Source organism: Desulfoplanes sp., from assembly GCF_054921335.1.
The window spans coordinates 1-12,588 of record NZ_JBUDSQ010000077.1 but is presented as its reverse complement, the minus strand read 5'-3'; the positions used below and the strand labels follow the sequence as shown (position 1 = coordinate 12,588).

Annotated in this window: 12 protein-coding genes; 7 read left to right on the top strand and 5 right to left on the bottom strand. The window is 54.9% G+C overall.

Annotation, left to right across the window (positions count from 1 at the left end; all coding sequences use genetic code 11):
- Positions 1 to 119: 119 nt before the first annotated feature.
- A complete protein-coding gene (locus ACY692_RS12555) occupies positions 120 to 332 on the bottom strand; it encodes a hypothetical protein (protein WP_462325717.1) in 213 nt (70 codons plus the stop codon).
- A gap of 130 nt (positions 333 to 462) precedes the next feature.
- Between ACY692_RS12555 and ACY692_RS12550 the strand changes: the two genes are divergently transcribed.
- From ACY692_RS12550 to ACY692_RS12535, 4 genes are all read left to right on the top strand, one after another.
- Positions 463 to 918, top strand: coding sequence for a four helix bundle protein (locus ACY692_RS12550; protein ID WP_462325716.1), 456 nt, complete (start codon positions 463 to 465; stop codon positions 916 to 918).
- A 62-nt stretch (positions 919 to 980) separates the two neighbouring features.
- A complete protein-coding gene (locus ACY692_RS12545) occupies positions 981 to 1,139 on the top strand; it encodes a four helix bundle suffix domain-containing protein (RefSeq protein WP_462325715.1) in 159 nt (52 codons plus the stop codon).
- A 15-nt stretch (positions 1,140 to 1,154) separates the two neighbouring features.
- A complete protein-coding gene (thiL, locus tag ACY692_RS12540) occupies positions 1,155 to 2,132 on the top strand; it encodes a thiamine-phosphate kinase (RefSeq protein ID WP_462325714.1) in 978 nt (325 codons plus the stop codon).
- A complete protein-coding gene (locus ACY692_RS12535; RefSeq protein ID WP_462325713.1) occupies positions 2,129 to 2,977 on the top strand; it encodes a hypothetical protein in 849 nt (282 codons plus the stop codon). The genes thiL and ACY692_RS12535 overlap by 4 nt, the downstream gene beginning before the upstream one ends.
- A gap of 285 nt (positions 2,978 to 3,262) precedes the next feature.
- On the opposite strand, the gene ACY692_RS12530 is transcribed toward ACY692_RS12535, so the two are convergent.
- Positions 3,263 to 5,491: a SulP family inorganic anion transporter gene (locus ACY692_RS12530; protein WP_462325712.1), complete on the bottom strand. Its 2,229-nt coding sequence runs from the start codon at positions 5,489 to 5,491 to the stop codon at positions 3,263 to 3,265.
- A 510-nt stretch (positions 5,492 to 6,001) separates the two neighbouring features.
- On the opposite strand from ACY692_RS12530, the gene ACY692_RS12525 reads away from it, so the two are divergent.
- Complete coding sequence (locus tag ACY692_RS12525; RefSeq protein WP_462325711.1) at positions 6,002 to 8,134, top strand: ATP-dependent helicase; 2,133 nt, start codon at positions 6,002 to 6,004, stop codon at positions 8,132 to 8,134.
- 103 nt (positions 8,135 to 8,237) lie between these two features.
- Here the strand turns inward: ACY692_RS12525 and ACY692_RS12520 are convergent, their stop codons facing one another.
- On the bottom strand, positions 8,238 to 8,507 hold the full coding sequence (locus ACY692_RS12520) for a hypothetical protein (protein WP_462325710.1): 270 nt from the start codon (positions 8,505 to 8,507) through the stop codon (positions 8,238 to 8,240).
- A gap of 142 nt (positions 8,508 to 8,649) precedes the next feature.
- Between ACY692_RS12520 and ACY692_RS12515 the strand changes: the two genes are divergently transcribed.
- Positions 8,650 to 10,272, top strand: a complete 1,623-nt coding sequence (locus tag ACY692_RS12515; RefSeq protein WP_462325709.1) for a sensor domain-containing diguanylate cyclase — start codon at positions 8,650 to 8,652, stop codon at positions 10,270 to 10,272.
- An 11-nt stretch (positions 10,273 to 10,283) separates the two neighbouring features.
- Here the strand turns inward: ACY692_RS12515 and ACY692_RS12510 are convergent, their stop codons facing one another.
- Complete coding sequence (locus ACY692_RS12510) at positions 10,284 to 10,763, bottom strand: DUF3124 domain-containing protein (RefSeq protein WP_462325708.1); 480 nt, start codon at positions 10,761 to 10,763, stop codon at positions 10,284 to 10,286.
- Between the two features lie 33 nt (positions 10,764 to 10,796).
- Entirely contained in the window at positions 10,797 to 11,273 is a 477-nt protein-coding gene (locus tag ACY692_RS12505) for a CreA family protein (RefSeq protein ID WP_462325707.1), read from the bottom strand.
- A 324-nt stretch (positions 11,274 to 11,597) separates the two neighbouring features.
- Here ACY692_RS12505 and ACY692_RS12500 point away from each other — a divergent pair, with 324 nt between their 5' ends.
- Positions 11,598 to 12,551 carry a YbgA family protein gene (locus tag ACY692_RS12500; RefSeq protein WP_462325706.1) on the top strand — a complete coding sequence of 318 codons (954 nt, stop codon included), beginning with the start codon at positions 11,598 to 11,600 and terminating at the stop codon, positions 12,549 to 12,551.
- The last annotated feature ends 37 nt before the right edge of the window (positions 12,552 to 12,588 follow it).

Genomic DNA, 12,588 nt, shown 5'->3' with positions numbered 1-12,588 from the left:
GGGACGGGTTTAATGTTGATGAGGAATCTGCGTCCTGATCCCATGATAGTGCAAGGCTGAAACAAGACAGATGACAGCCCTGGTGCATCGCAAGGCAATGGCCACCAAATCCGGATTGCTCAGCAAAGGAAGCTCCACCAGCCGATAAACCCCTCTGCTATTGCATCCATACCGATGCGATAAAAGCCAAGCTGATCCGGTTTACCACCCGTTTCTCGTTTCTTGCCCATCACCTGTACCCTCTCGCCCATGATTTTTGATTGGGCAGGATGCTTTCGGAAATATTGACCATGAACGTAGTCAACGGATTGAGTGGGCCGTGCAACGCTCAAGCCTGTTCCGGTTGGGGGCAATTACCGATTGCGATGGACAGAGTGGACGTTGTGGACAAAATGGACGTAGGGAGGACTAACGGCTGGAAGGGAACGGTTTGTCGATGGAAACAGCTTTAAAGGAATTGCCATGAGCTCTGAGCCTTTGATTCCCAAGGATGGTGGGTGCCGGGAGATGCGTAGTTTTCAGGCGGCCCCGGTGGTGTACGACGTGAGGGTTCGGCTTTGCGAGCGGTATGTGGACCGGTTTAGTCGCACCAGGGATCAGATGGTTCAGGCGGCCCGGTCCGGGGTACAGAATATTGCCGAGGGGTCGGAAGCTCCGGGGACCTCCAGGAAAATGGAACCCAAGCTGGCCCCGGTGGCTCGGGCGAGCCTGGAGGAATTGAAGCTCGACTACGAGGATCTTTTGCGCCAGAATCGGTTGGGCTGCAGGGATCGGCGGAGCCCGTTGCGGCAACGGCTTGTGGATGCCCGGCCGAGGAGCGTTGACGGGGTGGCAGACTGGATAAGGGGAGCTTCCCGGGAGATTTTGGGCAGTGACAAAGTGGGGGGGGCGAAGAGCCTGCATGGCAATGGCGGGTAAAGCCTTGCGGCGGTGCATCGACTGCGTCCACTGCCTCTACTCTGTCCACTCTCTACGCCGGGTTGTCGGCCAATGCCGCACTGACCCCGGCCACGGTTGCCGGGTATCTGCTGGACCGGCAGATACATGCGCTTTCAACGTCCTTTGTGGACGATGGCGGGTTTACTGAACGACTGTGCCGAGTGCGCTCGCGCGAGCGGAGCCGGTGCACCAGGAACTGAAACTAAAGATAATCTATGAACGATGCCTTGCTCCACAGTGAACAGGATTTTATTACCCTGATCGATCGCTATTTTCCTAACGACCGCCTTTCTCTTGGCCGGGGTGATGACTGCGCTGTTTTTTCCTGTCCTGATTCCCTGTGCGTCACCACGGATCTTTTTGTCGAGGATGTCCATTTTAGGAGATCCTATTTTTCTCCCCAGGATATCGGGCACAAATCCCTGGCCGTGAACCTGAGTGATCTGGCTTCCATGGGAGCCGTTCCTCTGGGGTTCAGTCTGGCCTTGGTGGCACCCCGGGGGGTTCCGGTTTCGTTCTGGGAAGGTTTTTTTCAAGGGATGGCGGGATTGGCAGGGAAGTACGATATTGCATTGACGGGCGGCGATTTGAGTGACGGGGACAAGATCTCGGTTGGGATCACCGCCTGGGGGGCACCCGCCGGAAAGGTTCTTAAACGCTGTCAGACGCGGGTTGGGGATACATTATTTGTCATCGGCAGGATCGGAATGGCCAGAACAGGGCTGTGTGTTCTCGAGCAAGGGGATGCTCCGGGCGGTTTTGTGGAATGTTTGGGCCACCATCTGCGGCCTGATCCGTTGGTGGATCATGGGCGCATTTTGTCCCGTCTGCCCGGAGTCCGAGGAGCCATGGACGTATCCGATGGGCTGGACCAGGATCTGCCCAGGTTTCTTGTTCCTGGACAGGGGGCCGACCTGTTTATTGGACCGGATTTGATCCATGATGGGGTCAAACGATTTTGTACGAACAACGGCTTGAATCCGGCACGTTTTTGCCTTAAAGGTGGGGAAGATTATGCTTTGCTCGCGGCGATAGAACCTGGATTCTGGAATGTGCTTGTGCAAAGTCTTCCGGATGCCTGGAAGCTGGGGACCGTCGTTGCCGGGAAGTATAGCTTGAATGGGCAAGAAGTATTATTACAGGGGTTCGATCATTTTTCCCAGGAGCAACAGCCAAGAGGCGATACGTTATGAACGCCACCTTTTTTGGACAATTTCTCCTCGACCATGGGTTGGTTTCCCAGGAACAGCTCGACGAGGCCATCTCTTTTCAGAAGGAAAACAACTCGTTGCTCGGTTCTCTTGCCCTGAACAAGGGATTTCTGACCAGGGAACAGGTACTGGATATTGTCCGCGAGCAGCAGCATTCCCATGAAAAATTCGGGGAACTTGCCACGGCCAGGGGGTACTTGTCCGATGGCCAGGTAAGAGATCTTTTGGCATCTCAAGGACAAAACCATGTTTTTTTGGGAGAAGCACTGACCAGGAGGCAGTATCTTGATATCAAGGAGTTAAATAGGCAGCTCAATCTGTTCAATCGGAAGATCCAACAGAACGAATCCTCTTTGCGTGCCATACTGGAAAGCCTGGATGGTCGTCATGTCTTTTGCTGTGCCTACGAGATGACCAGGGAATATCTCTACCGGCTGGGGTACGCTGCGCATGTCCGGCAGGTTACCAACATCTTGCCTACCGGGAATTTTGATCATGTTTTTTTCATGACCCTCGTAGCTCCCGATCGGATCTATTATCTGGGGGTGTATCTTTCCGATGTGTTGGCCTACCAGATTGCCTACAGCAAGCAGCCGACCACCATGATCCCCACCCGGGAACCGTTTAAAAAGGAAGTTGCCAGACTGTTCTGCAATCTGAACCTGATCATATGCGAAGAAATGGGCAGAAAGGGGATCGATCTGGAGGTTGGTGACCCGCGTTTCTTGCCGCCCGAGGATGTGCCCGCATGGACCTGCCTGCATGTCGAGACGCTGATCGAGACCTTCTACGTCGTTCTCGGGGCGGGACCTGTGCCGGAGGCGTGACCCTGCGGGGATGCATGGGGCTCCTCCTCATATGCCTGAAAATAAAAATGGCCGAAATTTTGGAAATTTTAGGAATGTAATAAATTTTAGAAAGTTAATAGATTTTAGAGGGGCAAGAGATTGTGGCGGGTTGAGAGATTTAAGAAATTGCAGATAACAAATATTAAGGTCTCTTATTTCCTACCTTTTTGAAAAACTCCAATTTGCTGAATTTGTTGATCAATATATGGCTTGGAAACGGGAGGGCCGGGGGCGGAATTGCCGTCCCCCGGCCCTCCCGTTTTTTTATTGGGACCTGGTCAGTGTTCGGGCCATGAATTTGTAGAAAAACATGGCCGTTTCTTGGTCCCTGTGTTCCAATGCCGTGAGATTTTCTCTGGATATGGCGGCCACCATGGCTTGTTGCTCGACCCTGGCCGTGTATGCGGCCGGGCGGGATTTCCACGTCACATGCGGGGTGATGATCCGGCCCGGGCCCAGGACCCCGATGCGGCGGGGATTGCCCTGTTCGTCATCCACGAACAGGGAGACACTCCCCCAGAGGACAAAGAAAACATGCGAGGACGGGGTGCCCTCATGGACGAGGACCTCGTCTGCCGTCAACATGCGCCGTTCGATAGATGTTTCCATGCGTTCCAGAATCTCTTCGAGCCGTTCCTGCCGTTCCAGGTGATCGTCCAGTTCGTCAGCTGCGGCACGGAAGAGCTCTTCCCGTGCCTTGCCGCCTTCCCGGGTATCGTCCAGATATTGGTGATAGATACGTAAAATTTCATTCTCGGCCTTTTCTAAAGCCAAGTCCACATCTTCGCAGAAGACGAATCGTTGCATGACTTCGGAAGATGCATTTTTTTCAAGGAGCCTTACCAACCTTTCGGGTGGGGCGGCCAAGGTGATATATGTGTTTTTGGCCAGACATTGTTGGCCCATGCGTTGGAATGTGGAAACAGCGGAGATGTCGAAACCGTGGATCCGTTCCAGGTCGATAACGATCCGTCTGGTTAAAATGTCCCCTTCCAAAAGTTCCTTGACCTGCTTGCCCAGAAAATAGGTGGATCCGAAAAAAAGGTAGCCTGTCAGCTTGAAGACCCGGCAATCCCGGCCATGGAGGGAGAGGATGCTCTGGTCCGGAACGGAACGCTGTGTGGAACTCCGGATGCTAGCCAGGGTGTGCTCTCCACGGATGACCGGAATACGGGTGAACCGGAACATGAAGATGATGATGGTCAGCCCCAGCCCCAGCGATACGCCGATGAGAAAACCCTTGGCCACGATGGTGACCACGATGGCGACGACGATCAGATAGTCCGTCGGGGTCAATCGTTTCCAGCCAGACAGGAGCCATTCTACCACAAAAAATGAGCCGAGCAGAAAGAGCAGACCGCCCAAAAGCGGTTTGGGAAGAAAGGAAAGACCACTGGCGCCGAAAAAAAGTACGCCCATGCATACCAGTGATGCGGTGATGGGAATGATCCGGGTGACCGTGTTGCTCCGGGGACCGAGCATGCTCAGCGAGAGGGTTCCGTATCCTGCAAAACCCCCGCCCAGTGAAGCGATGAGGTTGCCGGCCGATTCCACGCGCAATTCCTTGTCCAGGTCGATATCCTGCCGGGCACCGAGCTCGATGCCGTTCATGTTCAAAATGAGTCCCACAAGGGCGAGCAGGGCCACGGTCAGTATGTCGGGTATCTGGCCTATGAAGGTCGGCCAATGGATGCTTCCGGCGGTTTCCAATGTGAATCCCGGCCAGATCTGCCCCGAGGGCATGGTCGCCAGTAGCCACCCCTTGGCCCGGAGATCGAGTATGGTCAAATCGCTGATCCCTACAAGAAGGAAAAAGGCCGCAAACCCCACGAGCAAGGAACCTGGAAGAATCAGGAAATGAGGGGTCCGCTGCATGAGACAGAAGGCGACCACTGCAAAGGCCACGCCCGGTCCCCAATGCATGAAGAGATCCGGGGTCACGTATTGGGGGAGCGTGGACCAGGAAAGGGATGTCCCGGTCATGACCCCGAAACTGCCGATCATGAGGGCCGCGCCACTGCCGGCCAGAAAGCCCCCGATGACCGGGTAGGGCAGGAACCGGGCGATGTTCGAGAGCCTGAACCGTCCGATGCACCAGAAAAACAGGGCCGTGGCCATGGCCGAACCCATGACCATGGCGGTGACCGTTGCGAATCGCGTTTCAGGAGAAGCGGCCGCCAGGCTTGCGGCGATGGAGCCGGCTGCCAGGGAGAGGATGGCCACCGGGGTATCCTGGGGCAGGCTGACCAGGGTGGTGAATGGGCTGAACAAGCCGGAGACCAGGCTCATGGCGGCCGCCCCGAAGATGCACATGCCCGCCGCCCGGGTGGCAAACGAGGACAACGGACCGGAAAAGATCACGCTGGCAAAGGATATTTCCACGATGACCAGAATGGCTCCGATGATGAACCCCTGGATCAGGCCGGGAAGGAGTTTGGGCGAGCGGATATCCGTGAACAACTCATTGATGTGGTTGGCGATGGGGAGGGGCATGGGGATATGCGACAATAGAGGATGAAGGACAACCGGGGATCCGAGCCGGGTGTTTTGGCACCAACACGCGGCATTCACGTGCTTGATCCGGGATCTCCGTGGTTTTGGCGTTGTATTGCTGTTTTGGCTATATTTTTGGCGTTCAAGATCCCGGCCGGCGTCGGGATGACGCATCGAACCGGTCTCTCCCGCAGTGGATTTTGCCCGGTCCCGACACCGGAGGATGGACGCAGGCAAGTGATGAAGGATTGTCTAACAAAAACCATGGCATAAGTGGAGTCTTTTTTTGTCGGCCGGTCCGGCAGAGCAGCCCGAGCGATTCCTTTGTGGTCCCCGGATAGATTCCGGTTCCAGGACGGGATTTCAACCTTGCTCATCGACCCTGTCTCGTCTACGTTTCTTTTTTTACCGGTTCAGGACCTTTTCCGTTCCGGGATTCATTCCTTTTTGAAACCCTCAGGGGGGGCTGCAGCCCCATTGCCGACTCCTGCATTATGCCACGGAATTTCTATGCCCATTGATTACAAGAACGAACTCAATCCCGCCCAGTATCGGGCTGCCACTTCCACGGAAGGCCCCTTGCTGGTCATTGCCGGTGCCGGGAGCGGCAAGACCCGAACCATAGTCTACCGCCTTGCCTATCTGGTGGAACAGGGTATCCCGCCCACCTCCATCCTTTTGCTCACCTTCACCCGCAAGGCCTCCCAGGAGATGTTGGCCCGGGCCGGGGACCTGCTGGGTATGGGCATGCATACGGTACGCGGGGGGACGTTCCACAGTTTCGCATTTTTCCTGCTCCGCAAATATGCCCACCTGCTGGGCTACGAGAACGGGTTTACCGTGCTCGACCGTGCTGACGCCGAAGGGTTGGTCAAACAGGCCAAGGACGAACTCGAGATTGCCAAGGGGGATCGCTCCTTTCCCAAGAAATCCACGGTGATCGGGTTGCTCAGCCAGGCCAGGAACAAGGAAATGGCATTGGAGGATATCCTGCGCAAGGATGCCGGTCATCTCGGTGGTTACGGGGATGACCTGCTACGCTTGGGACGGAGATATCAGGAACTCAAAAAGGAATACCAAGTCTTTGACTACGATGACCTCCTCTTTGTCCTTGAGGACTTGTTGGTCGCCCATGCCGACATACTCGAGCGGGAACGCGAGACCTTCCAGTATATCATGGTCGACGAGTACCAGGACACCAATCGGGTCCAGGCGCGATTGGTCAAACTTCTGGCCGGGACCCGGGGCAATGTCATGGCCGTGGGGGACGACGCCCAGTCCATTTATGCTTTCAGAGGGGCGAACATCCAGAATATTTTCGATTTTCCCACTGTTTTTCCCGGTACGACGGTGATCAAGCTGGAACAGAATTATCGGTCAGTCCAGCCCATCCTCTCCCTGACCAACGCCATCCTGTCCGGTTCCCGGGAAAAATACGCCAAGAAGCTCTTTTCAGAACGGGAGGATTCCACGCTTCCTGAAATGGTCAAACCGTTGAGCGATTCGACCGAGGCCCGGCTGGTCGTTGCCAAGATCCTCGAGCTGGAAAAGCAATTCCCCCTGCACGAGATAGCGGTTTTGTTCCGGGCCGGATACCACTCGTATGCATTGGAAGTGGAGCTGAACAAGGTTGGCCTCCGGTTCCAGAAATATGGCGGCCTTAGATTCTCCGACGCCGCCCATATCAAGGACGCACTGGCGTTTATCAAACTGGTGGCAAATCCGCTGGATCTGCCTTCGTTCAGAAGGGCCTTTTCCGGGATCAAGGGCGTCGGTCCCAAGACCTGTGAACGGTTGTTCCACGCCCTTGCTGCCGGGGACCGGGGCAACATCGACAAGGCCTGTAAGAAGAACGCACCTATCAGAACGGTCATGCAGCTCCTCGATAGCCTGCGTGCGGGGTCACCAACCCCGTTGTCCGCCCTGGAAACCGTATACGAATACTACAAACCCGTGGTTGAGCACAATTTTCCCGACGATTATCCACGCCGGATTGCCGGGCTTGACGAATTGGCCCAGATCGCCTCGCCGTACAAGGATATCGAGACCTTCTTGGCGGATCTGACCCTGGATAATCCGGACCAGCTCGGCAAGGACGACACCGAGCATGATCATCTCATCCTGTCCACGGTCCACTCGGCCAAGGGGTTGGAATGGTCGGCCGTGATCCTTATCAATCTGGTCGAGGAGCGGTTTCCCTCCAAGCATGCCATGAATTCGGACGAGGAGTTTGAAGAGGAACGGCGGTTATTGTATGTGGCCTGTACCCGGGCCAGGGACTATCTTGGTCTGTTCGTGCCGAGCGCCCTATACAACCGCTATTATCAAAGCAACGAGCCGGCTATGCCCTGCCCCTTTCTTGAAGATATTTCCAAGAATCTGGTTGCCGAGTTCAGAGAGACCTACGCCGGCGGAGTGAGCGGAGTCAAAACGGGCCGGAAACATTCTGCACCTGCACCAAAGACACGCGCAGAGAATGGGACTGGTGCCGGTTCACTGGAGGAGGGGGGCGTATGTAGGCACAAGATTTTTGGCCGGGGCAAGATTGTCGAGAGGATCCAGCCCGACAAATACAAGATCAATTTTCCAGGGTTCGGTCTCAAGGTGATCATGCGGGATTATGTTGAGCTGATCGAGGGGTGAACATGGTTTGCCCTACCCATGACGCGAAAAGGGATGCCGGTACCGGCATCCCTTTTCGTCTTTTCCGGGGAGGCTATCTGTTACCAAGGAGGGGCTCTGGGAGTCAGATTTTGCACTCCTCCCCACCCTCGCAATAGTTCCTAATGAACTGTCCGAGCTGGACACCGATATAGACGCATTGTACGTTGTTCATACAGCTCTGTACGTCCTTTTCTTCCATATGTGTTTCAAGGGTATGGTCACCTTTGCTGAATGTGGCTATCCATGCCTGCTTGTCCCCGTCGAAACGGACCCCGATGTCCAGGCCATATTTGTTGATTTCAGGGTGGATGTCTTTGAGTTTTGCAGTCAGTCTTTCGGCCGTGATCTCCATAGTTACCTCCTGGGTAGATGGTGGGACGTACAAGATATGCAGAGGTTTTTTGTGCATGCTATATAGGCGGAGCGTTTTTTGCCGGAATGGCTATTCTCCTACAAACAGGTCCATTTGATCCCAGAAATAGGAAGGCGTGTCAATGCGTGAGACCGAAGATACCTCCAGGATGGAGCCCCGTGTGTTCCATATATTCCGGGATTTTTTACTCCGTTTTATTCCAATCGTGCTTTTTGCCATGCTCCTTGTCGTTGTCGGGCTGGGTTCCCTAAGATACATGCGTACCGAGCGGATAAAGCTACGTGAACGTAATCTCATCGAGCAGGAGCGGCGGGTCATCCAGACAGATCTTGTCGCCCATGCTTCAGACGCATTGCTCGTTGCCGATGTCATACGTTCGGGCCGATCACATTTTTTGGACGAGATTGTGGGCCGGACGGTATTCACCGAATTCTTGGTCGCTATGAGCCGGGCCAAGCATGCCTATGACCAGGTGCGGCTGCTGGATGAATACGGGCGCGAGATCGTACGGGTGAACCGTGGTTACACTCATGCAGCGTCGAAAGAGGAAATGTCATCCTATGTAGTGGCCAGGAAGGACCTTCAGGACAAGAGTTCCCGTCCTTATTTTACCAAGGCCATCGGGGCGGAATATGGAGATGTCATCGTCTCCCGGTTCGATTTGAATATCGAGCATGGTTGGGTGGAGAGGCCGATCAAGCCGATGATCCGTTTTTCGACACCTGTGGATGACCGGCAGGGCAAGCGGATGGGGGTGGTGGTTCTCAACTATCTAGGAAAGAAACTAATCGAGATGGTAAAGGGCATCGCCGGGTCTACTGATGGAGATATCTATTTGATAAATGCCGATGGATATTGGCTCATAGGGCCTTCGCCAGAAGATGAATGGGGGTTTGTCCTTGGTAAGGGAAATTTTGGACATGTCCGCGATCGCTTTCCTGTCTTGTGGGAGCACGTAATGCACAAGACCAAAGAGCAATTCGTCGATGGAAGCAACCTGTTCACCTTTACGACCATGGCCCCGACATCCGGTACAGGGGAGCCGGATACCGTTTATCCGCGGATCAAAGAAACGGAACATTGGATTCTTGTCTCCAGGGTTCCTCTTGATGTTCTGGGCCGAGAGGAAACCTTGATTGGTCTTCTTGGGGGCCTGGCCATATTTTTCGGTTTGGGTCTCGTGGCATGGATGTGGACCTTGGCACGGTACAAGAGCCATCAGGCGGAGTTGAGCCTTTTTCGCATGGCCACCACAGATGGGCTGACGGGACTATTCAATAGACGCTATTTTGTCGATTGTGTGGAAAAGGAAATCGAGCGGTCCCGGCGGTATGAACGGTCTTTATCCATGATCCTTTTTGACATTGATCATTTCAAGAGGATCAACGACACCTATGGCCACGAAAAGGGGGACCAGGTATTGAGAAATCTGGCCCGGTGTGTACGGAGGGCCTGCCGAGAACAGGATGTCCTCGGGCGGGTAGGTGGAGAGGAGTTTGCCGTGCTTTTGCCGGAAACGGGAAGAGAGCAGGCCGTGGCCATGGCCGAGCGGTTGCGGCAATCGGTCGAATGTGAACGGGTCACTGTGGGTGAGGGGGAAGTGATACACTTCTCCATCAGCGTAGGAGTGACGTCCAAAAATCGGGAAAACCAGGGAATGGATTTCCAGACCCTGTTCACCCGGGCCGACGCACTCATGTACCGGGCCAAGGAGAGCGGAAGAAACCGGGTCGTGGCGGGTTGAGCGTTCCACGCTTATTGGGGGACCCGGATCCGTTTTCCAGGGCAGATGAAGGAAATACCAAGAGAAGAACGTGTGCTGACCATAAGGGCTTGTATGATCGGTCCGTTGACCGGTTCGTCAGATTCCCACTTGACGATGAAGTTGGCCCCGGTCCCCCCTGTCTTGTCCTTCTCCGGGACCGTGAAATCCGCCGATCCCAAGGGGGGAAGGACCAGGTGTTTGCCCACATGCCGTTTGATCAATCTGCCCATGCTGTCGTGGTAGTTGGCCTGGACGATGCGGATCGATCCCCTGGGGTCGGTGTTTCTGATGCTCAATATGGACATGAGCTCGAAAGGCCGGACCTTGGGGCCGTGGTAGATATTTGAATAGACGGGAACATAGACCGTGCCCTTGGTGAAAAGTTGCTCGGCACCAACCGGTTGTGGACAGATGGTCAGAAGAATTCCCAGGCAGAACAAAAAGAGAGACCGTGGGGAGGGGGTATGCATGGTGAGATCCTTGTCACAAGGGTTGAAGGGCCACTATTCCCATTCCCGATTGCGGATGGGTACGCAGGAAACGGCGTTCTTGGGTGAGCCGTCAATGAGTTTGTCACTGTAGGTCAGATAGACGAGGACGTTGCGTTTTGGGTCATAGAAACGGACCACCTGCATGGTCTTGAACAGGATGGATGTCCGTTTTCTGAAAACCTTGCGTCCTTTTTTGCTACCTGTGCGGATTTTTTTCGGGAGAACGATTTTTCCCGTCTGTCTGCAGGAAATGGAGGCGTCGGAGGTATCCTCGGCAATGCCGAGGGCTCCGGAAACCCCGCCTTTCTTGGCCCGGCTCAGGTAGCAGGTCACTCCGGCGACTCCCGGATCGTCAAAGGATTCGACCACGATCTTGTCGTCGGGGCCGAGGAATTTGAAGGCCGTGTCCACGGAACCGATCCGTTCGGCAAGGACGATGGATGTTGTGGCCAAAAGGGCTGCAAGAACAATCAAAAATGTTTTTTTCATGGGCATTGGTCGGGGTTGTAGGATTGAATTGTGGACATAGCATAGCGCCCATGGACCTGATGGGTCAATACGCTTTCATCCTTTTGACCCGCATGGAATGGATTCGGATCAAGGCCGTGCCGGGGGGTGTTCCATAGCCAACCATGTCCCCCCTCCCGCGGCGTTACCGGGATGGGGGATCCGGAAAAACCGGTGTGGTTGGCCAATGCAAGTGCCAGGTTCCGACTCCTCACAGAGCCCGCGGAGTCATAAACCCATGGCCTTTTGCACATAAACAGGATATCCAGACAAAAATCTCTGCAAAAGGTCCGGAAGGAGGGCATGATGGGTGAAAAAATCAGGGTCGGGGTGAGTGCCTGTCTCATGGGTGAGTCTGTCCGGTACGACGGCTCGCACAAGCACAGCCGTCTTTTGACCGATGTATTGGGCCCCTATCTGGAGTATGTTCCGGTATGTCCCGAGGTGGGCTGCGGCATGCCCATCCCCCGCGAGGCCCTGCGGCTGGTGGGCAACGATCCCGGCATTCCCAGGCTGGTGACCAGGAAGACGAACATCGACTATACCGAGCGGATGCAAACCTGGGGCAAGAAAGAGTTGGAACGGTTGGCAACCCTCGATCTGTGCGGGTTCATCTTCATGCCCAAATCGCCGTCATCGGGCATGGAACGGGTCAAGGTGTACAACGACAAGGGGGTTCCCGTGTCCAAAGGGGTGGGGATATTCGCCCGCATGTTCATGGACCGTTTTCCCCTGCTGCCTGTTGAAGAGAATGGCCGGCTGCACGATTCCGGGCTCAGGGAAAATTTTGTCCGCAGGTTGTTCGTTCTGAAGCGGTGGCGCACCATGCTGGATAGGGGCAGAACCATGGGCAACCTGGTGGACTTCCATACCCGCCACAAATACATGATCATGTCCCAGTACCCCAAGGGATATTCGGAAATGGGGCGGCTGGTTGCCGGGGGCAAGGAACTGGAGACAGAGGAATTGTTCGAGACCTATTTTACCATGCTGACGCGGGCCTTGAGTCTCAAGACAACGGTCAAAAAGAACGTCAACGTGCTCATGCACATCATGGGCTATTTCAAACGGGATCTCACCCCGGACGAAAAGCAGGAGCTTCTGGGGATTATCGAACAGTACAAGAACGGGCATGTTCCATTGATTGTGCCCATCACCCTGCTGAACCACTATGTCCGGAAGTATGAACAGAAGTACTTGGCGGAGCAATGGTATCTCCATCCGCATCCTGTTGAGCTGAAACTGCTGAATCATGTGTGAGGGGAATCGGGTGGGGCAAGATTGTAGAAATTTTAGA